This window comes from Streptomyces bottropensis ATCC 25435, from assembly GCF_000383595.1.
In the GTDB taxonomy this organism is placed as follows: Bacteria; Actinomycetota; Actinomycetes; order Streptomycetales; family Streptomycetaceae; genus Streptomyces; species Streptomyces bottropensis.
Map to the genome: position 1 here is coordinate 2,012,660 of NZ_KB911581.1, position 23,298 is coordinate 2,035,957.

The window sequence follows — 23,298 nt, forward strand, 5'->3', positions numbered from 1 at the left end:
GGACCCGGGCTCGTCGGCGGGTGCGCCATGACCGGCGGCGGGTGTGCCATGGACGGCAAGGGCCCGCCGGACGCCGAGCGGCGCGACCGGGCCTTCCTGGCCCGGGTCCTCGAACCCGGGGACGAACTCGGTGGGCGGTGGCTCCGGGAGTTCGGCGCCAGGGAACTGGTGCGCAGGCTCTCCGACGGCGGGCGTCCCCTGCCGGGCGCCTCGCAGAAGCGGTGGGCGGGGCTGTGCGCCCGCTCCGACCGCGCCGACCCCGAAGGGGACCTGGCCACCGCGCGGGCGTCCGGAGTCCGGTTCCTCGTGCCCGGGGACGCCGAGTGGCCCGGGCAGCTCGATGACCTCGGGGACGGGCGGCCCGTGGGGCTGTGGGTGCGGGGGAAGGCTCATGTGCGGATGTGGGCGCTGCGGTCGGTGGCTGTGGTGGGGGCGCGGGCCTGCACGGAGTACGGGGTCCATATGGCGGCCACGCTGGGGGCGGGGCTGGCCGAGCGGGGGTGGGTGGTCGTGTCCGGCGGCGCGTACGGCGTGGACGGGGCCGCGCATCGCGGGGCGCTCGGGGCCGGTGGTGCGACGATCGCCGTGCTGGCCTGCGGGGTGGACCGGCCGTACCCGAGAGGGCATGTGCAGTTGATCAGCCGGATCGCCGAACAGGGTCTGGTGGTGGGGGAGTTGGCGCCGGGTGAGCATCCGACGCAGAGCCGCTTCCTTCTGCGCAACCGGGTCATCGCCGCGCTCACCCGGGGGACCGTGGTCGTGGAGGCGGCCTACCGCAGCGGCGCGCTGGTCACGGCACGGGCCGCGCAGCGGCTGGGCCGCATCACGATGGGTGTCCCCGGCCCCGCGACCTCGGCCCTCTCGGCGGGGGTGCACGAACTGCTGCGGGGCGAGGCCGCCCTCGTGTCCGACGCCGCCGAAGTCGTCGAGCTGGTGGGCGACATGGGAGAGCTGGCGCCCGACCGACGGGGGCCCGTGCTCCCCCGTGACCTGCTGGAACCCGGCGCGCGGCAGGTCCTCGCCGCGTTGCCGGGGCTGGGGGCCGCGGCCCCCGACGAGGTCGCCCGGGGCGCGGGCACGAGCGTCGACGACGCGGTCGGGAGACTGTACGAACTCCGCGCACTCGGATACGTCGAACGACACGGCGACGGCTGGAAGTTGACACGCCAGGCGATGATCTCCGTCTCGCCGGATCACGGACGAGGTTGACCGAGGGTGTTCGGCCGTCCGGGGGAACGCCGACAGCCTTGCGGTTTCCGGCAGTTGGCCTTTCGCGCCGGTCACACAGTGCGATCACCCGAGCGCCGTGTGTCGTCCAGCGGAACGTATCTGCGCACCGGCGATCCGTCGGCCTTCGCGCAATGCGACTCCCCAGTCACGCTACGCTCACGAGGATTCCGTCTCAGGACAGGCAACTCGACATCAGACCGACAGCTCACCCAGGCATCCCCAGTTCACGGCAGAACGGCACTAGGCGACGAATGCCCCAGCACACCTCCGGGTCTGACCGGGCGGCGGTACCCTCCGCCGCTCGCGGCACCGTGCGCCCGCCCGCCCCCTCGACACTCGACGAGTTGTGGCGGACGTACAAGACGAGCGGCGACGAGCGGCTGCGCGAGCAGCTGATCCTGCACTACTCACCGCTGGTGAAGTACGTCGCGGGACGGGTGAGCGTCGGGCTGCCGGCCAACGTCGAGCAGGCCGACTTCGTCTCCTCCGGGGTCTTCGGGCTCATCGACGCGATCGAGAAGTTCGACATCGACCGCGAGATCAAGTTCGAGACGTACGCGATCACCCGGATCCGCGGTGCCATGATCGACGAGCTGCGTGCGCTGGACTGGATCCCCCGTTCGGTGCGGCAGAAAGCGCGCAATGTGGAGCGGGCCTACGCCACCTTGGAGTCACGGCTCAGACGCACCCCGAGCGAGGGCGAGGTCGCCGCCGAGATGGGGATCGCGGTCGACGAACTGCACGCGGTGTTCAGCCAGTTGTCGCTCGCCAACGTGGTGGCGCTGGAGGAGCTGCTGCACGTCGGGGGCGAGGGCGGTGACCGGCTGAGCCTGATGGACACGCTGGAGGACACCGCCGCGGACAACCCGGTCGAGGTCGCCGAGGACCGTGAGCTGCGCCGCTTCCTGGCGCGTGCCATCAACACGCTGCCGGAGCGGGAGAAGACCGTCGTCACGCTGTACTACTACGAGGGGCTCACCCTCGCGGAGATCGGGAACGTGCTGGGGGTCACCGAGAGCCGGGTGAGCCAGATCCACACGAAGTCGGTGCTGCAGCTGCGGGCGAAGCTGGCGAGTTTCGGCCGCTGACCTGGTCGGGTGCGGATCGGTGCGGTGAGCTGCGGTGCGGTGAGGACGGGACGAGGTCCGGCGATCGGCGGCCGCGACCGGCCATTGGCGACCGCGACGGGCGACCGCGACCGACAACCGGCGACCGCGACCGGCGACCGGGTCCGGCGACCGGGTCCGGGTCCGGCGATCAGTGTCCGGCGACCCGATGTCCGACGACAAGCGACCCAGCGACCAGCGATCGTGGGTGTCGAGGACGCTTCCGTCGGGGCCGGCCGGGGGAAGGCACTCCCGTGTGCGGCGGTCCGTCCGTAGAGTGGTTTACGTGCCAAGGATTCGAGCGGCCTCCGTGGCCGAGCACCGGTCGATGCAGCGAGCCGCCCTGCTGGACGCGGCACGATGCCTGTTGTCCGAGGGCGGGACGGAGGCGCTGACCTTTCCGGCGCTCGCCGAGCGCACCGGTCTGGCGCGGTCCTCCGTGTACGAGTACTTCCGGTCGCGGGCCGCCGTGGTCGAGGAGTTGTGCGAGGTCGACTTTCCCGTCTGGGCGGCGGAGGTCGAGGCGGCGATGGCCGCGGTCGAGCGGCCCGAGGGCAAGGTCGAGGCGTACGTCCGCAAGCAGTTGGAGCTGGTCGGCGACCGACGGCACCGGGCCGTGGTGGCGATCTCGGCGAGTGAGTTGGACGCCGGGGCGCGGGAGAAGATCCGGGCCGCGCACGGTGGGCTCGTCGCGATGATCGTGGAGGCGCTCGCCGCCCTCGGGCAGGAGGAGCCCCGGCTGGCCGCGATGCTCGTGCAGGGGGTCGTGGACGCGGCTGTGCGGCGTATCGAACTGGGGGCCGCCGAGGATCCCTCCGTGGTCACCGCGGCGGCCGTGGGGATGGCTCTGCGGGGTGTGCGGGGCTGAGCCCTCGTGGTCCGGTGTCCTCTGCCGGGGCCGGGAGAGGCAGGTTGTCGTTCGTCGGCGCCGTGGGGTGCCGCCCGCTCACTCGTGCCGCCCGCTCACTCGTGCCGCCCGGGGCTGAGGTCGGCCGGGCGGCTACTCGGGCACCGGCAGCAGGCGTGACGGGCCCCTGCGCAGCAGCCACGGCGGCAGCAGCGACAAAGGATCCAGGTAGGTCTCGCCTCTGCGCAGGCCCCAGTGGAGGCATGCCGTCGGGCAGTGGGAGGGGGCCGGCTCCAGGGTGCCCAGGAGGGTGCCCGCGGTCACCTCGTCGCCCTTCTTCACCGTGGTCCGGACCGGTTCGTAGGTCGTGCGCAGAGGCGGGTCGCCGGTGCCGGTCAGTTCGACCGTGACGACTCCCCGGCCCGCCACCCGGCCGGCGAAGAAGACACGGCCCGCCGCCACCGCCCGTACCGGGGAGCCGGCCGGGGCGGACAGGTCGACGCCCCGGTGCCCTCGCGCGTAGGGGGTGGGCGGCGGTTCCCAGGCACGGACCACCAAGGGGCGCAGGCCCACCGGCCAGACGCGGCCCACCCCGGGGACGGGCTCCCCGGGTAAGGGATCACCGGACAGGGGTGGCCCCGGGGCGGCACGCGGCGCCGTCGTCCAGGCCGTGGCCAGGAGGGTCGCCGTCAGGCACAGCAGGATCGTCCACACACCGGCGGGTCGGCGGACCGTTCGCTCATGGGGCGTCTCGTCGGACATGGGGGAAGCGTCCCGCGCACCGGGCGATCACGGCCGGGATCTGTGGAGTACCGACCGGTTGTGGATATCGGCGTCACCCGGGGCCTCGCGGGTCCCGTACACTTCTGGTGGCGATCCGGGTCACCGGGTCGACTTCGCACGCCCCGGTACGAGGCCCGTCTGTGGTCCGTATCAGCGCTCCTCGGTCCCTAGTGGCAACGGCGCAACGCGGGCGTCAGGCGCGGGAGCCGTCCGGTTCCCGCGGCACAACCGAGCAAATCAAGGAGAACGGCCATGGCCGTCGTCACGATGCGGGAGCTGCTGGAAAGCGGCGTCCACTTCGGTCACCAGACCCGTCGCTGGAACCCGAAGATGAAGCGCTTCATCTTCACCGAGCGCAACGGCATCTACATCATCGACCTGCTCCAGTCGCTGTCGTACATCGACCGCGCCTACGAGTTCGTCAAGGAGACCGTCGCCCACGGCGGCACGGTCATGTTCGTCGGCACGAAGAAGCAGGCGCAGGAGGCGATCGCCGAGCAGGCGACCCGCGTCGGCATGCCCTACGTCAACCAGCGCTGGCTGGGCGGCATGCTCACCAACTTCTCGACCGTCTACAAGCGTCTGCAGCGCCTCAAGGAGCTCGAGCAGATCGACTTCGAGGACGTCGCCGCGTCGGGTCTGACCAAGAAGGAGCTTCTCGTGCTCTCGCGCGAGAAGGCCAAGCTGGAGAAGACCCTCGGTGGTATCCGCGAGATGTCCAAGGTGCCCAGCGCCGTCTGGATCGTGGACACCAAGAAGGAGCACATCGCGGTCGGTGAGGCCCGGAAGCTCAACATTCCGGTCGTCGCCATCCTCGACACCAACTGCGACCCCGACGAGGTCGACTACAAGATCCCGGGCAACGACGACGCGATCCGCTCCGTCACGCTGCTCACCCGTGTGATCGCCGACGCGGTCGCCGAGGGCCTCATCTCCCGCTCCCGGGTCGCCACCGAGGGCAAGGGCGACAAGGCCGCGGGCGAGCCGCTGGCCGCGTGGGAGCGCGACCTGCTCGAGGGCGAGAAGAAGGCCGACGAGGCTCCGGCCGCCGCTGAGGCTCCGGCTGCAGCCGAGGCCGCCGCTGAGGCTCCCGCCGAGGCCGCTGCCGAGGCTCCCGCCGCCGAGGAGGCCCCGGCCGCCGCCGAGGCTCCGGCCGCGGACGCCGAGCAGGCCTGACCTTCACGGTCGTAGCGCTGTCGGGACGACGGCGGGTGGCGCCGAGCGCGCCACCCGCCGTTCACCCGCAGCCCGTAGATCTTCGGCGGGCGCTCGTCCTACGAGCGGCGGCGGACGCCGACTTCGAGACTTCGAACTCCGAGAAGAGATTCACAGATCATGGCGAACTACACCGCCGCCGACGTCAAGAAGCTCCGTGAGCTCACCGGCGCCGGCATGATGGACTGCAAGAAGGCGCTGGACGAGGCCGATGGCAGCGTCGACAAGGCCGTCGAGGCCCTGCGCATCAAGGGCCAGAAGGGCGTCGCCAAGCGCGAGGGCCGCTCCGCCGAGAACGGCGCCGTGGTCTCCCTCATCGCCGACGACAACACCTCCGGTGTCCTGGTCGAGCTGAAGTGCGAGACGGACTTCGTCGCCAAGGGCGAGAAGTTCCAGGCCGCCGCCGCGGCGGTCGCCGAGCACGTCGCCAAGACCTCCCCGGCGGACCTGGAGGCCCTGCTCGCCTCCGAGATCGAGGCCGGCAAGACCGTCCAGGCGTACGTCGACGAGGCCAACGCCAACCTCGGCGAGAAGATCGTCCTCGACCGCTTCGCGCAGTACGCCGACGGTTTCGTCTTCGCCTACATGCACCGCACCATGCCCGACCTGCCCCCGCAGATCGGTGTCCTGGTCGAGCTGGACAAGGCCGACGCCGCCGTGGCCAAGGGCATCGCCCAGCACATCGCCGCCTTCGCGCCGAAGTACCTCTCCAAGGAGGACGTGCCGGCCGAGGTCGTCGAGTCCGAGCGCCGCGTCGCCGAGGAGACCACCCGCGCCGAGGGCAAGCCCGAGGCCGCCCTGCCGAAGATCGTCGAGGGTCGCCTCAACGGCTTCTTCAAGGACGCCACGCTGCTCGGCCAGCCGTACGCGCTGGACAACAAGAAGTCGGTCCAGAAGGTCCTGGACGAGGCCGGTGTCACCCTGAAGCGCTTCACGCGCATCAAGGTCGGCATCTGAGTCCGTTACGCGACGGGCGCCCGGCCCCGATAGGGTCGGGTGCAGTCGTTCGCGTACGCCGCCCCGCGCGCGTGACGCGATGCGGACGACAGCAGATCTGACGAGGAGGCCATTGCCGAGCATGGGATGCGAACACCACCCCACCGGCAATGGCCTTCTTCGTATGTGCGACACGTGAAGAGGCGAGATCTCCATGACCACCAAGCCCGAGAAGAGCGACGTACGCAAAGCGGACCGCGGACGGTTCATGCTGAAGCTGTCCGGAGAGGCGTTCTCCGGGGGCGGTGGCCTCGGCGTGGACCCCGACGTCGTGCACGCGATCGCCCGTGAGATCGCGGCCGTCGTCCGCGACGGCGCGGAGATCGCGATCGTCATCGGCGGCGGCAACTTCTTCCGCGGCGCCGAACTGCAGCAGCGCGGCATGGACCGGGCCCGCTCCGACTACATGGGCATGCTCGGCACGGTCATGAACTGCCTCGCCCTGCAGGACTTCCTGGAGAAGGAAGGCATCGACAGCCGCGTCCAGACCGCCATCACCATGGGCCAGGTCGCCGAGCCGTACATCCCGCTGCGCGCCGTGCGCCACCTGGAGAAGGGCCGCGTGGTCATCTTCGGCGCCGGTATGGGCATGCCCTACTTCTCCACCGACACCACCGCCGCGCAGCGCGCCCTGGAGATCGACGCCGAGGCGCTGCTGATGGGCAAGAACGGCGTGGACGGGGTCTACGACTCCGACCCCAAGACCAACCCGGACGCGGTCAAGTTCGACTCCCTCGGCTACGGCGAGGTCATCACCCGCGAACTGAAGGTCGCCGACGCCACCGCGATCACGCTCTGCCGCGACAACAAGCTCCCGATCCTCGTGTTCGAGCTTCTCAAGGAGGGCAATATCGCGCGGGCCGTCAAGGGTGAGAAGATCGGCACTCTCGTGGGTGATCAGGGAAGCCGGGCCTGACCGGGTCCTTCCCCTGCCCGGGGGACGGGGCCTGACCGGGGGATGGACAATGTCCTGCCGGTCGGGAACCGTGCAGGAACAAGACGCGACGCAGCCGGCCGCCGACCAGACCAAGGACAGCTGCCGGGCCTACTCAAGACACGCAGGAGCAAGTGGTGATCGAAGAGACCCTCCTCGAGGCCGAGGAGAAGATGGAGAAGGCCGTCGTCGTCGCCAAGGACGACTTCGCCGCGATCCGCACAGGTCGTGCGCACCCGGCGATGTTCAACAAGATCGTGGCCGAGTACTACGGTGCGCTGACGCCGATCAACCAGCTGGCCTCGTTCTCCGTGCCGGAGCCGCGCATGGCCGTGGTGACCCCGTTCGACAAGACCGCCCTGCGCAACATCGAACAGGCGATCCGCGACTCCGACCTCGGTGTCAACCCGAGCAACGACGGCAACATCATCCGAGTGGTGTTCCCCGAGCTGACCGAGGAGCGCCGCCGCGACTACATCAAGGTCGCCAAGAGCAAGGCGGAGGACTCCAAGGTGTCCATCCGCTCGGTCCGCCGCAAGGCCAAGGACGCGATCGACAAGCTCGTCAAGGACGGCGAGGTCGGCGAGGACGAGGGCCGTCGTGCGGAGAAGGAGCTCGACGACACCACGGCGAAGTACGTCGCCCAGGTGGACGAGCTGCTCAAGCACAAGGAAGCGGAGCTCCTCGAGGTCTGATGAACGACTCTTCCTGGGGCGCGCCGCCACCAGCCGGGTACTGGGCGCCGACCGACCGGGGACCTGTCCAGGGGCATGCCCCGGCGGGTCCCCCGTACGATGCGGCTGAGAGCCTGCTTCCGATACAGACTCAGCCCATGCCCATCGTGCCCGACGTACCCGCGCATGGCGGGAACCAGGACGACGACCGGGGGGCGGCTCGGCAGGCCGGCCCCCCGTTCCGTGACGAGACGCCGTCGGCGCGCCCCTACGGGGAGGCGCCGCAGAAGCCGGAGCCCATGCCCCACGCCCCGCAGCCCGCCCCGCCGAAGAAGAGCGCGGGCCGTGACCTGGGCGCCGCCATAGGAGTCGGCGTCGGTCTCGGCGTGGTCATCGTCGCGTCGCTGTTCATCGTCAAGGCGGCCTTCGTCGGCGTGATAGCGGTCGCCGTGGTGGTGGGGCTGTGGGAGCTCACCTCACGCCTGCAGGAACGCAAGGGCATCAAGGCACCCCTCGTACCGCTCGCGGTCGGCGGGGCGGCCATGGTCGTCGCCGGGTACGTGCGTGGGCCCGAGGGCGCGTGGGTGGCCATGGCCCTCACCGCGCTCGCCGTCCTCGTCTGGCGGATGACCGAGCCGCCCGACAACTACCTCAAGGACGTCACGGCGGGCGTCTTCGCGGCCTTCTACGTGCCGTTCCTCGCCACGTTCGTCGCGCTCATGCTCACCGCCGACGACGGGGCGCAGCGGGTCATGGTGTTCCTGCTGCTGACCGTGGTCAGCGACACGGGCGCGTACGCCGTCGGCTGGCGCTTCGGCACGCACAAGCTCGCGCCGCGCATCAGCCCCGGCAAGACCCGGGAGGGACTGCTCGGCGCGATCGCCTTCGCCATGGTGGCGGGCGCGCTGCTCATGGAGTTCGTCATCGACGGCGGAGCCTGGTGGCAGGGCCTGCTCCTCGGCCTCGCCGTCGCGGCCAGCGCCACGCTGGGCGACCTCGGCGAGTCCATGATCAAGCGGGACCTCGGCATCAAGGACATGGGCACGCTGCTGCCGGGCCACGGCGGCATCATGGACCGCCTGGACTCCCTCCTGCCAACGGCACCCGTGGTGTGGCTGCTGCTGGTGCTGTTCGTGGGCTCCGGCTGACGGGCCGACCGTACGCACGAGACGCGAGTGGGCCCCTGCTCCGGTTCGCCAGGGCGGGGGCCCATCGCTGTTGCCGCCCGGGGCGCGGTCGGGTCGGGCCGGGTGGGCGGCGCAGACAGCCGCGGGCGAGCGAAATCCGCGGGCCGCACCGCCGGGAGGGCCACTGCAGTGGATCTGCGACACTGGGAGGGTTATGCCTGCACCCGGAGAACTCACATTCGTCGCCCCCCGCGGAGCCAAGAAGCCGCCGCGGCATCTTGCTGATCTTTCGCCTGTGGAGCGTAAGGAGGCTGTTGCCGCGATCGGGGAGAAGCCGTTTCGCGCCAAGCAGCTCTCGCAGCACTACTTCGCGCGGTACGCGCACGACCCGGAGCAGTGGACCGACATCCCCGCCGGGGCGCGGGAGAAGCTGCGGGAGGCGTTGCTTCCGGAGCTGATGACGGTCGTGCGGCATCTGTCGACCGACCAGGAGACCACGCGCAAGACGCTGTGGCGGCTGTTCGACGGGACGCTCGTCGAGTCGGTGCTGATGCGGTACCCGGACCGGGTGACGATGTGCATCAGTTCGCAGGCCGGGTGCGGGATGAACTGCCCGTTCTGCGCCACCGGGCAGGCGGGTCTGGACCGGAACCTGTCCACCGCCGAGATCGTCCATCAGATCGTCGACGGGATGCGGGCGCTGCGGGACGGAGAGATCCCGGGTGGGCCCGCGCGGCTCTCCAACATCGTCTTCATGGGGATGGGCGAGCCGCTCGCCAACTACAACCGGGTCGTCGGCGCCGTTCGCCGGCTCACCGACCCGGAGCCGGACGGGCTGGGGCTGTCGCAGCGCGGCATCACGGTGTCGACGGTCGGGCTGGTGCCCGCCATCCACCGGTTCGCCGACGAGGGGTTCAAGTGCCGGCTCGCCATCTCCCTGCACGCGCCGGACGACGAACTGCGCGACACCCTCGTCCCCGTGAACACGCGGTGGAAGGTGCGTGAGGTCCTCGACGCCGGGTGGGAGTACGCGGCCAGGTCCGGGCGCCGGCTGTCCATCGAGTACGCGCTGATCCGGGACATCAACGACCAGGCGTGGCGCGGTGACCGGCTGGGCCGGCTGCTCAAGGGCAAGCCGGTGCACGTGAACCTGATTCCGCTGAACCCCACTCCGGGGTCCAAGTGGACCGCCTCCCGGCCCGAGGACGAGAAGGCGTTCGTCGAGGCCATCGCCTCCCACGGGGTGCCGGTGACCGTCCGGGACACCCGGGGGCAGGAGATCGACGGGGCGTGCGGACAGCTGGCGGCCACCGAGAGGTGAGGGACCGGGACGGAGACCCCGACCGGGGCCAGGAGCGAGCAGGAGCAGCTCGTGGCCACCGGCGGGAGTCGGAATCCGGCCACGGGGTACGCTGACCCCCGTACACACATCTTCATATTCCGACAGGGGAGCGCCACAGCGCTGAGAGTGCGGCAAGCGGGCCGCAGACCCTCTGAACCTCGCCCAGGTCATTCTGGGTAGGAAGTTCGGTCTTCACTCAAGCTGTTGCGCCCTGCCCGGGTGCCTTCGCCAGTTCCGGAGGCACCCGGGCAGGGCCGCGTCTCTTCCTGGTCACTCCAGGAGGAATCCAGTGCACATCAGAACGTTCGTCGCCGCGGCCGTCGGCCTCGGGCTCGTCACGCTGTCCGCATGCGGCTCCTCGTCCGACGACACCGGATCGGGCGGCTCCAGGACCGTCACGCTCGTCAGCCACGGCTCCTTCGCCTACTCCAAGGACGTGTTGAAGGCGTTCGAGAAGGAGTCCGGGTACAAGGTCAAGGTCCTCAAGAGCGGGGACGCGGGGCAGGCCGTCAACCAGGCGATCCTCACCAAGGACAACCCGCAGGGCGACGTCTTCTTCGGCGTCGACAACACGCTGCTCTCCCGCGCGCTCGACAACGGCCTCTTCCAGCCGTACGAGGCGAAGGGACTCCACAAGGTCGGCGCCGCGTACCAGCTGGACAAGGCCGAGCACCGGGTCACGCCCATCGACTCCGGTGACATCTGCGTCAACTACGACAAGGCGTACTTCAGCGAGAAGAAGATCGAGCCGCCGACGTCGTTCGACGATCTGATCAAGCCCGAGTACAAGGATCTCCTCGTCACCGAGAACGCCTCCACGTCCTCGCCCGGGCTCGGCTTCGTCCTCGGTACGGCCGCCCGGTACGGGGACGACGGCTGGGAGGGCTACTGGGAGAAGCTCAAGGCCAACGGCGTGAAGGTCGTCGACGGCTGGGAGCAGGCGTACTACCAGGAGTTCTCCGGGTCGACGGACGGCAGGAAGGCCGGCGGCGACCGGCCGCTCGTGGTGTCGTACGCGTCCTCGCCGCCCGCCGAGGTCGTCTACGCGGACCCGCGGCCGAAGACCGCGCCGACCGGGGTCGCCGAGGGCACCTGCTTCCGGCAGATCGAGTTCGCGGGGCTGCTGAGCAACGCGCAGAACGCCGAGGGCGGCAAGGCGCTGATCGACTTCCTGATCTCGAAGAGGTTCCAGGAGGACATGCCGCTCAACATGTTCGTGTACCCGGTGGTCGAAGGCGCCTCCGTGCCCGCCGAGTTCACCGAGTACGGACCCGCGGCGAAGGACCCCGAGACCATGGCGCCGAAGAAGATCGCCGAGAACCGTGACCAGTGGGTCAAGTCGTGGACCTCGCTCGTACTGAAGTAGCGAAGACGGCGGCCGGGACCGCGCCGCGCGGACCCCGTCGGTCGGGGAACGCGGCGCGGCTCGGGCTCATGGCGCTGCCGGTCGCGTTCTTCGGGGTGTTCTTCGCCCACCCCGTCGCCGCGATCGTGGTGCGCGGGCTGAAGGACGGCGGGACCTGGGACCCGGGGCGGATCGGGGAGGTGCTGGGGGACGCCGGGATCCGGCACGTGCTGTGGTTCACCACCTGGCAGGCGTTCGTCTCGACCGCGCTCACGCTGCTGATCGCACTCCCCGGCGCGTATGTGTTCGCACGCTTCGATTTCCGGGGCAAGGACCTGCTGCGGGCGGTCGTGACCGTGCCGTTCGTGCTGCCGACCGTGGTCGTCGGCACGGCCTTCCTGGCCCTGGTGGGGCGTGGCGGGCTGCTCGACGAGGTGTGGGGCGTACGGCTGGACACCACGGTCTGGGCCATCCTCCTCGCGCATGTGTTCTTCAACTACGCGGTGGTCGTACGGACCGTGGGCGGGCTGTGGGCGCAGCTCGACCCCCGGCAGGAGGAGGCCGCGCGGATGCTCGGGGCGTCGCCCCTGGCCGCATGGCGGAAGGTGACGCTCCCGGCGCTCGCGCCCGCCGTGGCCGCCGCCGCCCTGATGGTCTTCCTCTTCACCTTCACCTCGTTCGGGGTGGTGCAGATCCTCGGCGGGCCGACCTTCTCGACGCTGGAGGTGGAGATCTACCGGCAGACCTCGGAGATCTTCGACCTGTCGGCGGCCGCCGTGCTCACACTCGTGCAGTTCGCCGCCGTCGGGTTGATCCTCGCCGTGCACGCGTGGACCGTACGGCGGCGGGAGACCGCGCTGCGGCTGGTGGACGCCTCGCTCACGGCCCGGCGGCCGCGCGGAGCCGGGCAGTGGGCGCTGCTGGGCGGGGTGCTCGTCACCGTCGTCGTGCTGATCCTGCTGCCGTTGAGCGTGTTGGTGCAGAGGTCGCTCGACGCGCCCGGATTCGGCTACTACAAGGCGTTGACCAGCGACGACGGCGGGATCTTCCTGGTGGCGCCGATCGAGGCGGTGGGCAACTCGCTCCTGTACGCGCTCGCCGCGACCGGCATCGCCCTGCTGGTCGGCGGGCTCGCCGCCGCCGCGCTCACCCTCCCCGGCTCCCGGCGCCGTCCGCACGGGGGGACCCCCACGGCCGGCCGCCTCGTCCGGGGCTTCGACGCGCTGCTCATGCTGCCGCTCGGGGTGTCCGCGGTGACCGTCGGCTTCGGGTTCCTGATCGCGCTGGACGAGCCGCCGCTGGACCTGCGGTCGTCCTGGATCCTGGTGCCGCTCGCCCAGGCCCTGGTGGGCGTCCCCTTCGTCGTACGGACCATGCTGCCCGTGCTGCGGGCGGTGGACGAACGGCTGCGGGAGGCGGCGGCCGTGCTCGGGGCGTCGCCGTGGCGGGTGTGGCGCGAGGTCGACCTGCCGCTGGTGCGGCGGGCTCTGCTGATCGCGGCCGGCTTCGCCTTCGCCGTCTCGCTCGGGGAGTTCGGGGCGACCGTGTTCATCGCGCGCGCCGACAACCCCACGCTCCCGGTGGCCGTGGCACGGCTGCTCGGCCGGCCCGGTGACCTCAACTACGGTCAGGCGATGGCCCTTTCGACGATTCTGATGGTGGTGTGCGCGGTGGCCCTGCTGGTGCTGGAGCGCCTGCGTACCGATCGCACGGGGGAGTTCTGATGTTGCTCGGGCTTGAGGGCGCGACCGTACGGTTCGACGGGCGGCCCGTGCTCGACGCGGTCGATCTGGAGGTCGCCGAGCACGAGATCGTGTGTGTGCTGGGGCCCAGCGGCAGCGGCAAGTCGACGCTGCTGCGGGTGGTCGCCGGGCTGCAACCACTCGACGGCGGGCGGGTGCTGCTGGCCGGGAACGACCAGGCGGGTGTGCCCGCGCACAAGCGGGGTGTCGGTCTGATGTTCCAGGACCATCAGCTCTTCCCGCAGCGCGACGTCGCCGGGAACGTCGCCTTCGGTCCCCGGATGCATGGCGCGGCGAAAAGCGAACGGGCGCTACGGGTACGGGAGTTGCTGGAGCTGGTCGGGCTGCCCGGAGCGGCCCGGCGGCCGGTCGGGGAGCTGTCCGGCGGTGAGCAGCAGCGGGTCGCGCTGGCCCGGGCCCTCGCCCCGCACCCCCGGCTGCTGATGCTCGACGAGCCCCTCGGCCAGCTGGACCGCTCGCTGCGGGAGCGGTTGGTCGTCGAACTGCGGCAGCTGTTCGCGGAGTTGGGCACGACCGTGCTGGCGGTCACGCACGACCAGGGTGAGGCGTTCGCGCTGGCCGACCGGGTCGTGGTGATGCGGGACGGACGGATCGCCCAGTCCGGCACGCCTCTCGACGTGTGGCAGCGGCCGGCCGACGAGTTCGTGGCCCGTTTCCTCGGCTTCGACAACGTGGTCGAGGCGACCGTGACCGGGGCGGCCGCGGACACGGCGTGGGGCAAGGTGCCGGTGCCGGAGGGCTCGCCGCAGGGGGCGTGCACGCTGCTCGTGCGGCCCGCCGGGGTGCGCCTGGTCGACGCGGCGGTCGGTCTGCGCTGCACCGTCACCGCGCGCACCTTCCGGGGCACCCATGTCGCCGTGCACCTCCAGCCCGAGGGCGCGCCGCGCCTGGAGGCGGCGTGCGCGCTGCGGGACGCGCCGGAGCCCGGGGAGCGGGTGGGCGTGAGCTTCGACGCGACCGAGATCGTCCTGCTGGGGGCCGGCCCGGCCGCGTAGGCAGGCGCTGCGGCGATGCGGGGGAGAACGAGCGTGTGGCCCGTGCCCCTCCGAGAGGGGCACGGGCCACAGCTCTGACAAGCGTCTGATCAGCGTGTGGAGGCCCCACGCCGCCGCATGCTGTAGTACACGGCACCGGCGCCGAGGGCGACCAGGGCCGCCGCGGCACCGGCGATCGGGCCGGTGTTCGGGTCACTGCCGGTCTCGGCGAGGTTGGAGTCGCCGCCGGTCTCGGTGAGGCTGGAATCGCCCTCGGGGGAGGGGGCGTTGTTGTCGTTCGAGCCGACGGGGGTGGTGCCCTCGGACGCGGACGGCGTGGGGGACGTCCTGGTCTCGGAGGGCTCGTCCTCGCCCTTGCCCTTGCCGTTGCCCTTGTCCTCACCCTTGCCCTTGCCGTCCGAGGGCTTCTCCGGGCCCTTGGAGGCGGCCGGCGGGGTGTCCGTCTTGGTCCCGCAGGCCTTGGCGGGGGCGATCAGGTTCGGCTTGATGTCGTCGTCGACGTAGTTCTCCGCCGTGACGTGGATGCGGTACTCGGCCTTCGGCTCCCAGTCCTCCTCGAAGGTGATGGTGACACCGTCGGCGGTGGAGTCCGTGATCGTCCTGCTGCCGACCTGACGCAGGTCGGCCCCGTTGTTCTCCAGATAGACGGTGACCTCGGCCTCGACGCCCAGGGGGTCCACGTCGGTCACGCGGATGACGCCCTTGTCACCGTCGCACTCGGCGACGGCGGAGAAGTCCTTGATGCTGCAGGCCATGGCGTTGCCGGCGGCGCCGAACACGAGTGCGGCGGACGCGACGGCAACACCGACATAGCGCGAAGTCCGCGCGGTACGGAGAGATATGGACACTTTTGCCCTTCACGGGGAGCACAGGGGAGTGGGGGTGACGGAGGGCCGCCGGAGGGGCGGCTTCCCCATGTGCCTCACAGGTTTATAAGCGCGCCGTAAGGACTGTCAATCCGAAGAACTGTTTGAGCGGCCCGCTGTGCCCGCTGACCGGCCCTCCGCGGGGTTGACGCGGGGTCAAAGGTCCCCGCGCGTCTCACCCCCCGAGACGCGCCAGAGCCTCCGGGGCCTCCTCGATCCGGTCCACCAGCGCGATCCGGGTCTCCATCGAGCGCCCCTGGGCCAGCGACCGGAGCAGCGGCCAGGCCGGCAGCCTCTCGGTCCAGTGGGCGCGGTCGACGAGGACCATGGGGGTCGGTTCGCCGCGCGACTCGTAGTAGTTGGGGGTCGCGTTGTCGAAGATCTCCTGGAGGGTTCCGGCGGCGCCCGGAAGGAAGACTATGCCGCTGTTCGAGCGGCCGAGGAGGCCGTCCTCACGGGTGGCGTTGGCGAAGTACTTGGCGATGTGCGAGGCGAACGGGTTCGGCGGCTCGTGGCCGTAGAACCAGGTGGGGATGCCGACGGAGGTGCCGCCCCTCGGCCAGTGGGCGCGCACCTCGAAGGCGGCGCTCGCCCACTCGGTGATCGAGGGCGTGAACGTCGGTGCCTTCGCCAGGAGTCGCAGCGACTCGGCGAGCATCCCGTCGTCGTACGGGGCCGCGTAGGCGCCCAGGTTCGCCGCCTCCATGGCGCCCGGACCGCCGCCGGTGGCGACGATGAGACCCGAGCGGGCCAGGGTGCGGCCGAGGCGGGCGGCGCCCTCGTACGCCTCGGTGCCGCGGGCCATCGCGTGGCCGCCCATCACGCCCACCACCCGGGCGCCGGAGAGGAGTTCGTCGAGGGCGTCCGAGACGGAGTCGTCGTGGACGGCGCGCAGCAGGGAGGCGTAGACGTCCCGGTCGGCCTTGGTCCGCTGGAACCAGGCGTACGCGAGGGCGTCGGGTGTCGCCTCGTAGCCGCCGTCCGACAGGGACGCGAAGAGTTCGTCGGGGGAGTAGAGCAGGCCGCGGTACGGGTCGAAGGGCAGGCCGGGGACGGGCGGGAAGACCAGAGCGCCGTCCGTGCGGATCTTCGCCGCGGCCTCCTCGCGCATCGGGCAGCCGAGGAAGACGGCTCCGGCCGTGGCGGTGGTGAGCAGTTCGCGCGTACGGTCCGTCAGGTCGACGGCCTGGACCCGGAATCCGCGGAGGGTGCCACGTGCCGAGACGATCGCGTCGAACTCCTCGATCGTCTCGATCTCGTGGTCGTCGTGGTGGGCCGCGTGGGCGGGCATCGTCTGCACCCGCCCATGCTAGGGCGCTCCGCCGGGCGGGGACGGGGCCCCTACGGGGTGGGGGCGGCCGCGGGTGGGCGGTGGTCGCTCACGCCCTTCCCCGCGCCCCTTGCCGCGCGGCTGCCTCAGCCCTCGATCGCGGCCGGGTCCATCCAGACGACCTCCCAGGTGTGGCCGTCGAGGTCGTCGAAGGCGCGGCCGTACATGAAGTCCATCTCCTGGACCTTCTCCGACGCGGTGCCACCGGCCGCGACCGCCTTCTCGACCAGCTCGTCCACCTTCGCGCGGCTCTCGGCGCTCAGACAGAGCATCACCTCGCTGGTCCTGGTGGCGTCCGCGATCTCCTTCTTGGTGAAGGACGAGTAGAACGGCTTGGTGAGCAGCATCGCCACGATGGTGTCGCTGATCACGACGGAGGCCGCGTTCTCGTCGCTGAACTGGGGGTTGAGCGTGTAGCCCAGCTCCGTGAAGAACTTCTTCGAGGCGTCGAGGTCGTTCACGGGCAGGTTGATGAAGATCATCTGCTGGTACATGGCGAGGTCGCTTCCGTCCGTCTCGGTCCGTTCGGTTCCGGTCCGTTCGAAGGGGTAGACCGGGGCCCCCCATGGAACTCATCGGTGCGCGCGAACTTTTTTCGTACGGGTTTTCAGGCGGCCAGCGGGAGCGCGGCCAGCTGGGCGACCGTCCAGGTCAGAGGGCCGAAGACGGCGAGCAGGGCTCCCGCGCGGAGCAGGGCCGACTGCCGGGGCAGGGCGCTGGACGCCCCCAGCCGCACCAGCGCGGCCGTGGTGTCCGCGCGCGCCCTCCGGGCCTCCACGGCGGCCGTCGCGAGGGTGAGCACGGCGCAGCCGGCCACCACGAGCGCGCCCAGCGTGGTGAGCGGGCCGACCGTGGGGCGCACGCCGGAGGACAGCGTGACCATGGCGTACGCCCCGGAGGCCACCGCGCAGACCACCCCGAGCGGGCGCCCGATGCGCCGGGCCTCTTCCTGGAGCACGCGCCCGGACAGCAGGCGCAGTGCGCCGGGGCGGGCGGACTGGAGCAGGCGCCCGGTGAGGTGGGCGAGCCCCGGTCCGACGAGGACCAGCCCCAGGGCGGTGAGCAGCCAGCCGCCGAGGACACCGGCGGGGCTGTCCGCGAAGCCGCCGGGGAGGGTGAGGCCGGAGCCGTCGTGGGACTGTCCCGCGTACGTCTCGACGGCGAGGCCGACGGCGAGCACGGTGATGCCCCAGGGGAGGCCGCCGGGGGCGGAGCGCGGAGCCGTCGGTCCCGGCGGCTCGGGTGCGGCCGAGGGGGCGTCGACCGTGTCCTCGGGCTCCTCCTCGTACCGGGTGGCGCCCGCGGGGGACGCGGCGCGTCGGCCGACGGCGAAGGTGTCGTACGCCATGAAGCGCGTCCGCAGGCCGGCGGGCCGGGGCCCGGTGCTCTCGGGGCGCAGGACGAGGGCGGTCGCGACACAGGCGGCGGCCGGTACGAGGGCGAGGAGGGTGAGGGCGGCCGGGAGGGGCAGGGGGTGACCGGCGGCGAGGACGTCGGCGGCGGCGCCGTCGAAGGGCATGCCGGTGAGGTCGCCGCGCAGATGGAGGAAGAACAGCAGGGCCAGGAGCGAGCCGAGGACGGTGGACAGGGCCGTGGTGACCGCCGAGACGGCCATCAGCCGGCCGGGGCCCAGGCCGACCGCGGACAGGCCGGGGCGGGGCCGGGTGCCGGGGTCGGTGCGGGCCACCGTCACCGCGAAGTACACGGTCGCGGCGGCGGGCGCGACGCACCAGGCCAGCCGCAGCACCGAGCCGGCCGGGGCGTGCGGGTGGGCCATGGCGTGCCCGAGGGCGCACAGCAGCAGAAATCCCGTACCGCCGGAGGCCGCGGCGACCAGGAGCCGGCGGAGCTGGACGACGGGGTGGGCCCGGCGGGCTAGGCGGAGAGCGAGCACGCGGCCCGGCCTTCCCCGTCGGCGGCGGCCCGGTCCTCGCCGGCCCCGGCGCCCGGGGCCTCCCCTTCGCCCGAGGACGCGTCTCCCCGCCGGGCCACGGCCTCGCCGCTGCCGCCGTCGACGGTGGACCGCCCGCCCGGCCCGGCGGGCGAGCGGCCTCCTCGCCCGGCGGCGGCGGGCCGGGGTTCCTGCGCGGCGGGTGGTGGGTGGCCGCCCGCGGCCGTCGGGGCCGGAGGCAGCGGGAGGGTCTTCACCTGGCGGCCGTCCAGCAGGGTCAGCGTGCGGTCCGCGAGGGACGCGGTCGCGGGGTCGTGGGTGGCGAGGACGACGGTGATGTCGTGCGAGCGGGCGGCGGTGGTGAGGGTGCGCAGGACGTGGGCGTGTTCGGCGCGGTGCAGCGCGGCGGTCGGCTCGTCCGCGAAGAGCACGGTGGGGGCGGCGACCAGGGCCCGGGCCACGACCACCCGCTGGCGCTCGGACTGCAGGAGGGCGTGGGGCCGCTTGCGGGCCGTGTCGCGGATGTCGAGGCGCTCCAGCCACTCCAGGGCGGCGGCCTTGGCGGCCCGGCGGCCGGTGCCACGCAGCATCAGCGGCAGGGCGGTGTTCTCCCAGGCGTTCAGCTCGGGGACGAGGACCGGCTCGGGGTCGATCCAGCCGAAGCGGTCCAGGCGCAGGCGTTCCCGGGCGAGCGGGCCCATCGTGTGCACGGGAACGCTGTTGAACCACACCTCCCCCCGCTGCGCCCGCAGCTGGCCGGACAGGCACCGCAGGAGCGTGGTCTTTCCGCTGCCGCGCGGGCCGGTGACGGCCAGGATCTCGCCACCCCGGACAGCCAGCGACACGCCTTGCAGGGCGGGCGAGCCGTCGTGCGCGTAGGTCAGACCACGTGCCCAGAGCACGTCGTTGTCCGGCGGGGCCACCATGGGCGTACACCTCGGTTCGGATCAGGGTTGCCGGGGGAGCCCCCCGTCCGGGGGAACGAAGGCAGGGCCGATCGGTTACAGGGGCACGCTAGGGAGTCAGGGCGGTGGGGGCCGGACAGCACACGGCCCGGGACGCCCCCATCTCACTCGGATGGGGGCGTCCCGGGCCGTTCGGGGGGCGCGTGGCGGCGCGGGCCCGTGTGCACCGGTTCGGCGGCGGGTCACACCTGTCGGCGGTGCCCGCCCGGACCTACAGCAGCTTCCACGCCTCCGTCAGCGTCGCCCGCAGGATCTGCTCGATCTCGTCGAAGGTCGACTGGTCGGAGATCAGCGGCGGCGCGAGCTGGACGACCGGGTCGCCGCGGTCGTCGGCCCGGCAGTAGAGGCCGTTCTCGAACAGCTTCTTCGACAGGAAGCCGTAGAGGATCCGCTCGGTCTCGTCCTCGTCGAAGCTCTCCTTCGTCGCCTTGTCCTTGACCAGCTCGATCCCGTAGAAGAAGCCGTTGCCGCGGACGTCGCCGACGATCGGCAGGTCGTACAGCTTCTCCAGCGTGGACCGGAACGCGTCCTCGTTGTCGAGGACGTGCTGGTTGATGCCCTCGCGCTCGAACAGGTCGAGGTTGGCGACGCCGACGGCCGCGGAGACCGGGTGGCCGCCGAAGGTGTAGCCGTGCAGGAAGGTGTTGTCGCCCTTGTAGAAGGGCTCGGCTATGCGGTCCGAGACGATGCAGGCGCCGATCGGCGAGTAGCCCGAGGTCATGCCCTTGGCGCAGGTGATCATGTCCGGGACGTAGCCGAACTTGTCACAGGCGAACATCGTGCCGAGCCGGCCGAAGGCACAGATGACCTCGTCCGACACCAGCAGCACGTCGTACTGGTCGCAGATCTCGCGGACCCGCTGGAAGTAGCCGGGCGGCGGCGGGAAGCAGCCGCCGGCGTTCTGCACCGGCTCCAGGAAGACCGCGGCGATCGTTTCCGGGCCCTCGAAGAGGATCTGCTGCTCGATCTGGTCGGCGGCCCAGCGGCCGAAGGCCTCGGGGTCGTCGCCGAAGATCGGGGCGCGGTAGATGTTCGTGTTGGGGACCTTGTGCGCGCCCGGCACCAGCGGCTCGAAGGGGGCCTTCAGGGCCGGCAGACCGGTGATGGACAGGGCGCCCTGCGGGGTGCCGTGGTAGGCGACCGCGCGGGAGATGACCTTGTACTTGGTCGGCTTGCCCTTGAGCTTGAAGTACTGCTTGGCGAGCTTCCATGCGGTCTCGACCGCCTCACCGCCGCCGGTGGTGAAGAAGACCTTGTTCAGGTCGCCGGGCGCGTAGGAGGCGATGCGTTCCGCCAGTTCGACGGCCTTCGGGTGGGCGTAGGACCACACCGGGAAGAAGGCCAGCTCCTGTGCCTGCTTGAACGCGGTCTCCGCCAGCTCGGTGCGGCCGTGGCCCGCCTGGACGACGAAGAGACCCGCGAGACCGTCGAGGTACCGCCTGCCCTTGTCGTCGTAGATGTACGTGCCCTCGCCCCGGACGATGGTCGGCACCGGGGAGTTCTCGTACGAGGACATGCGGGTGAAATGCATCCACAGGTGGTCGTACGCGGTCTGGCTGAGGTCCTTGGGGCTCACGGGTATCGCGTCCTCACGGTTATCGGGTTCCCCACATGTAGGTCTGCTTCTTGAGCTTGAGATAGACGAAGCTCTCCGTCGACCGCACGCCGGGCAGGGTCCGGATGCGCTTGTTGATGACTTCCAGGAGGTGGTCGTCGTCCTCGCAGACGACCTCCGCCATCAGGTCGAAGGAGCCGGCGGTGATCACGATGTACTCGACCTCCGACATGGCTGTCAGCGCGTCCGCCACGGGATCCAGGTCGCCGTCGACGTTGATGCCCAGCATCGCCTGGCGCCGGAAGCCCACGGTGAGCGGGTCCGTGACGGCGACGATCTGCATCACGCCCTGGTCGAGCAGCTTCTGGACGCGCTGGCGCACGGCCGCCTCGGAGAGGCCGACGGCCTTGCCGATCGCGGCGTACGGCCGTCGGCCGTCCTCCTGCAGCTGCTCGACGATGGCGAGGGACACGGCGTCCAGCTGCGGAGTGCCGTTCCTGGGCTCCCTGGAGTCCTTCTGGTCTGAGCTTCGACTGGCCACGGGGTCACTGTGCACGACGTCTCGACAGTTCCGCAAGGCTGGATCGATGTAATTCGTTGTTTACGGGTGCGTAGCTTGCGGATTTCGCAGCAAGCGAGGTGTCGGGGGTGTTGAAAACGTGGGGCCGCGGATTAGGGTGGTGTCTCAAGGAATGGACACCCACATCTGGAGGGCCGGCAGTGAGCACCGAGCTGGGTCGACTGCGTAAGCTACGAAACTACGTTGACGGGGAATTCCGTGACGCCGTCGACGGACGGACCACCGAGGTGGTCAACCCCGCGACGGGCGAGGCCTACGCGACCGCGCCCCTGTCCGGCCAGGCCGACGTCGACGCGGCGATGGCCGCCGCCGAGGCCGCGTTCCCGGCCTGGCGCGACACGACCCCGGCCGAGCGCCAGAAGGCCCTGCTGAAGATCGCCGACGCGTTCGAGGAGCGGGCCGAGGAGCTCATCGCGGCGGAGGTGGAGAACACGGGCAAGCCGATCGGGCTGACCCGCTCCGAGGAGATCCCGCCGATGGTGGACCAGATCCGCTTCTTCGCGGGAGCCGCGCGGATGCTGGAGGGCCGGTCGGCCGGCGAGTACATGGAGGGGATGACCTCCATCGTCCGCCGTGAGCCGGTCGGCGTCTGTGCCCAGGTCGCGCCGTGGAACTACCCGATGATGATGGCCGTGTGGAAGTTCGCGCCGGCGATCGCCGCCGGCAACACGGTCGTGCTGAAGCCGTCGGACACGACGCCGGCCTCGACCGTCCTCATTGCGGAGATCATCGGGGCGATCCTGCCGAAGGGCGTCTTCAACGTGATCACGGGCGACCGTGACACCGGACGCCTGATGGTCGAGCACCCCGTCCCGGCGATGGCGTCCATCACCGGGTCCGTGCGGGCCGGCATGTCCGTCGCCGAGTCCGCGGCCAAGGACGTCAAGCGCGTCCACCTGGAGCTGGGCGGCAAGGCGCCGGTCGTGGTCTTCGCCGACACCGACATCGCCAAGGCCGTCGAGGACATCTCCGTGGCCGGCTTCTTCAACGCCGGGCAGGACTGTACGGCCGCCACGCGCGTGCTGGTGCAGGAGTCGATCCACGACGAGTTCGTGGCCGCGCTGGCCAAGGCCGCCGCCGAGACGAAGACCGGGCAGCCGGACGACGAGGACGTGCTGTTCGGCCCGCTCAACAACCCCAACCAGCTCAAGCAGGTCTCCGGGTTCATCGAGCGGCTGCCGGCCCACGCGAAGGTCGAGACCGGCGGTCAGCGGGTCGGCGACAAGGGGTACTTCTACGCGCCGACCGTCGTCTCCGGGCTGCGACAGGACGACGAGATCATCCAGAACGAGGTCTTCGGGCCGGTCATCACGGTGCAGTCGTTCGAGGACGAGGCGCAGGCCGTCGGCTGGGCGAACGGCGTCGAGTACGCGCTCGCGTCGTCGGTGTGGACGAAGGACCACGCGCGCGCGATGCGGATGTCCAAGGCGCTGGACTTCGGCTGCGTGTGGATCAACACGCACATCCCGCTGGTCGCGGAGATGCCGCACGGCGGGTTCAAGAAGTCCGGGTACGGCAAGGACCTCTCGGGCTACGGGTTCGACGACTACACGCGGATCAAGCACGTGATGACGTCGCTGGGCTGAGGCCCTGCCCCGGCCGGCCGCGTCTCCGCGCGCGGCCGGTCGTGCGCTCCCCGCCCCGTACGTGGCTGCGGCCCGTGGGCCCACCTGGCCGCTCTGCGGCGAAGTCCGCGGCGGGCACCGGACTCGGCGGGTCGGCGCCGCTGATCTCGAGGGCTTGTTTCCGGTCAC

21 protein-coding genes are annotated in these 23,298 nt (G+C 71.2%); 13 read left to right on the plus strand and 8 right to left on the minus strand.

What is annotated here, in order from left to right; translation table 11 throughout:
- The first annotated feature begins 27 nt into the window (after window positions 1-27).
- The 3 genes from dprA (at window position 28) to STRBO_RS0109050 (ending at window position 3,204) form a co-directional block, all read left to right on the plus strand.
- A complete protein-coding gene (gene dprA, locus STRBO_RS0109040) occupies window positions 28-1,209 on the plus strand; it encodes a DNA-processing protein DprA (RefSeq protein ID WP_005479796.1) in 1,182 nt (393 codons plus the stop codon).
- Window positions 1,210-1,481: 272 nt separating this feature from the next.
- Entirely contained in the window at window positions 1,482-2,318 is an 837-nt protein-coding gene (whiG, locus tag STRBO_RS0109045) for an RNA polymerase sigma factor WhiG (protein ID WP_020114085.1), read from the plus strand.
- A gap of 328 nt (window positions 2,319-2,646) precedes the next feature.
- A complete protein-coding gene (locus STRBO_RS0109050; protein ID WP_005479792.1) occupies window positions 2,647-3,204 on the plus strand; it encodes a TetR/AcrR family transcriptional regulator in 558 nt (185 codons plus the stop codon).
- 132 nt (window positions 3,205-3,336) lie between these two features.
- Here STRBO_RS0109050 and STRBO_RS0109055 read toward each other — a convergent pair whose 3' ends face one another.
- Window positions 3,337-3,945, minus strand: coding sequence for a M23 family metallopeptidase (locus tag STRBO_RS0109055; RefSeq protein WP_005479791.1), 609 nt, complete (start codon window positions 3,943-3,945; stop codon window positions 3,337-3,339).
- 273 nt (window positions 3,946-4,218) lie between these two features.
- Between STRBO_RS0109055 and rpsB the strand changes: the two genes are divergently transcribed.
- From rpsB to STRBO_RS0109100, 9 genes are all read left to right on the plus strand, one after another.
- Window positions 4,219-5,142, plus strand: coding sequence for a 30S ribosomal protein S2 (gene rpsB / locus STRBO_RS0109060; RefSeq protein WP_005479789.1), 924 nt, complete (start codon window positions 4,219-4,221; stop codon window positions 5,140-5,142).
- A gap of 159 nt (window positions 5,143-5,301) precedes the next feature.
- On the plus strand, window positions 5,302-6,138 hold the full coding sequence (gene tsf / locus STRBO_RS0109065) for a translation elongation factor Ts (protein WP_005479786.1): 837 nt from the start codon (window positions 5,302-5,304) through the stop codon (window positions 6,136-6,138).
- Between the two features lie 193 nt (window positions 6,139-6,331).
- On the plus strand, window positions 6,332-7,093 hold the full coding sequence (gene pyrH / locus STRBO_RS0109070) for a UMP kinase (protein ID WP_005479784.1): 762 nt from the start codon (window positions 6,332-6,334) through the stop codon (window positions 7,091-7,093).
- A 155-nt stretch (window positions 7,094-7,248) separates the two neighbouring features.
- Window positions 7,249-7,806, plus strand: coding sequence for a ribosome recycling factor (frr, locus tag STRBO_RS0109075; protein WP_020114086.1), 558 nt, complete (start codon window positions 7,249-7,251; stop codon window positions 7,804-7,806).
- Window positions 7,806-8,933 (plus strand): phosphatidate cytidylyltransferase, encoded by a 1,128-nt coding sequence (locus STRBO_RS0109080; protein WP_086016326.1) that lies wholly within the window; start codon window positions 7,806-7,808, stop codon window positions 8,931-8,933. Before frr ends, STRBO_RS0109080 begins: the two co-directional genes overlap by 1 nt.
- Window positions 8,934-9,126: 193 nt before the next feature.
- Complete coding sequence (gene rlmN / locus STRBO_RS0109085; protein WP_005479776.1) at window positions 9,127-10,233, plus strand: dual-specificity RNA methyltransferase RlmN; 1,107 nt, start codon at window positions 9,127-9,129, stop codon at window positions 10,231-10,233.
- A gap of 310 nt (window positions 10,234-10,543) precedes the next feature.
- Complete coding sequence (locus tag STRBO_RS0109090) at window positions 10,544-11,620, plus strand: thiamine ABC transporter substrate-binding protein (protein WP_005479769.1); 1,077 nt, start codon at window positions 10,544-10,546, stop codon at window positions 11,618-11,620.
- Window positions 11,596-13,323 carry an ABC transporter permease gene (locus STRBO_RS0109095; RefSeq protein ID WP_209442938.1) on the plus strand — a complete coding sequence of 576 codons (1,728 nt, stop codon included), beginning with the start codon at window positions 11,596-11,598 and terminating at the stop codon, window positions 13,321-13,323. Before STRBO_RS0109090 ends, STRBO_RS0109095 begins: the two co-directional genes overlap by 25 nt.
- On the plus strand, window positions 13,323-14,357 hold the full coding sequence (locus STRBO_RS0109100; RefSeq protein ID WP_005479766.1) for an ABC transporter ATP-binding protein: 1,035 nt from the start codon (window positions 13,323-13,325) through the stop codon (window positions 14,355-14,357). The genes STRBO_RS0109095 and STRBO_RS0109100 overlap by 1 nt, the downstream gene beginning before the upstream one ends.
- Window positions 14,358-14,446: 89 nt before the next feature.
- Here STRBO_RS0109100 and STRBO_RS0109105 read toward each other — a convergent pair whose 3' ends face one another.
- The 7 genes from STRBO_RS0109105 to STRBO_RS0109135 all read right to left on the minus strand — a co-directional run bounded on the left by STRBO_RS0109105 (window position 14,447) and on the right by STRBO_RS0109135 (window position 21,520).
- Window positions 14,447-15,205, minus strand: coding sequence for a proline-rich domain-containing protein (locus STRBO_RS0109105; protein WP_005479765.1), 759 nt, complete (start codon window positions 15,203-15,205; stop codon window positions 14,447-14,449).
- Between the two features lie 193 nt (window positions 15,206-15,398).
- Window positions 15,399-16,523, minus strand: coding sequence for an LOG family protein (locus STRBO_RS0109110; RefSeq protein WP_005479760.1), 1,125 nt, complete (start codon window positions 16,521-16,523; stop codon window positions 15,399-15,401).
- 116 nt (window positions 16,524-16,639) lie between these two features.
- Entirely contained in the window at window positions 16,640-17,047 is a 408-nt protein-coding gene (locus STRBO_RS0109115) for a VOC family protein (RefSeq protein ID WP_005479758.1), read from the minus strand.
- A 113-nt stretch (window positions 17,048-17,160) separates the two neighbouring features.
- Window positions 17,161-18,447, minus strand: coding sequence for a hypothetical protein (locus STRBO_RS0109120; protein ID WP_005479757.1), 1,287 nt, complete (start codon window positions 18,445-18,447; stop codon window positions 17,161-17,163).
- Window positions 18,429-19,370, minus strand: a complete 942-nt coding sequence (locus tag STRBO_RS45370; RefSeq protein WP_005479756.1) for an ABC transporter ATP-binding protein — start codon at window positions 19,368-19,370, stop codon at window positions 18,429-18,431. The genes STRBO_RS0109120 and STRBO_RS45370 overlap by 19 nt, the downstream gene beginning before the upstream one ends.
- 250 nt (window positions 19,371-19,620) lie before the next feature.
- Window positions 19,621-20,985, minus strand: a complete 1,365-nt coding sequence (locus STRBO_RS0109130) for an aspartate aminotransferase family protein (protein ID WP_005479755.1) — start codon at window positions 20,983-20,985, stop codon at window positions 19,621-19,623.
- Window positions 20,986-21,004: 19 nt separating this feature from the next.
- Window positions 21,005-21,520, minus strand: coding sequence for an Lrp/AsnC family transcriptional regulator (locus tag STRBO_RS0109135; RefSeq protein ID WP_078531442.1), 516 nt, complete (start codon window positions 21,518-21,520; stop codon window positions 21,005-21,007).
- Between the two features lie 164 nt (window positions 21,521-21,684).
- Between STRBO_RS0109135 and STRBO_RS0109140 the strand changes: the two genes are divergently transcribed.
- Complete coding sequence (locus tag STRBO_RS0109140; RefSeq protein ID WP_005479753.1) at window positions 21,685-23,130, plus strand: gamma-aminobutyraldehyde dehydrogenase; 1,446 nt, start codon at window positions 21,685-21,687, stop codon at window positions 23,128-23,130.
- The last annotated feature ends 168 nt before the right edge of the window (window positions 23,131-23,298 follow it).

Bases quoted from the DNA above. Each gene is read 5' to 3' on its own strand.
- dprA (WP_005479796.1), top strand. From the start codon at position 28: ATGACCGGCGGCGGGTGTGCCATGGACGGCAAGGGCCCGCCGGACGCC.
- whiG (WP_020114085.1), top strand. From the start codon at position 1,482: ATGCCCCAGCACACCTCCGGGTCTGACCGGGCGGCGGTACCCTCCGCC.
- STRBO_RS0109055 (WP_005479791.1), bottom strand. From the start codon at position 3,945: ATGTCCGACGAGACGCCCCATGAGCGAACGGTCCGCCGACCCGCCGGT.
- rpsB (WP_005479789.1), top strand. From the start codon at position 4,219: ATGGCCGTCGTCACGATGCGGGAGCTGCTGGAAAGCGGCGTCCACTTC.
- tsf (WP_005479786.1), top strand. From the start codon at position 5,302: ATGGCGAACTACACCGCCGCCGACGTCAAGAAGCTCCGTGAGCTCACC.
- pyrH (WP_005479784.1), top strand. From the start codon at position 6,332: ATGACCACCAAGCCCGAGAAGAGCGACGTACGCAAAGCGGACCGCGGA.
- STRBO_RS0109080 (WP_086016326.1), top strand. From the start codon at position 7,806: ATGAACGACTCTTCCTGGGGCGCGCCGCCACCAGCCGGGTACTGGGCG.
- rlmN (WP_005479776.1), top strand. From the start codon at position 9,127: ATGCCTGCACCCGGAGAACTCACATTCGTCGCCCCCCGCGGAGCCAAG.
- STRBO_RS0109100 (WP_005479766.1), top strand. From the start codon at position 13,323: ATGTTGCTCGGGCTTGAGGGCGCGACCGTACGGTTCGACGGGCGGCCC.
- STRBO_RS0109115 (WP_005479758.1), bottom strand. From the start codon at position 17,047: ATGTACCAGCAGATGATCTTCATCAACCTGCCCGTGAACGACCTCGAC.
- STRBO_RS45370 (WP_005479756.1), bottom strand. From the start codon at position 19,370: ATGGTGGCCCCGCCGGACAACGACGTGCTCTGGGCACGTGGTCTGACC.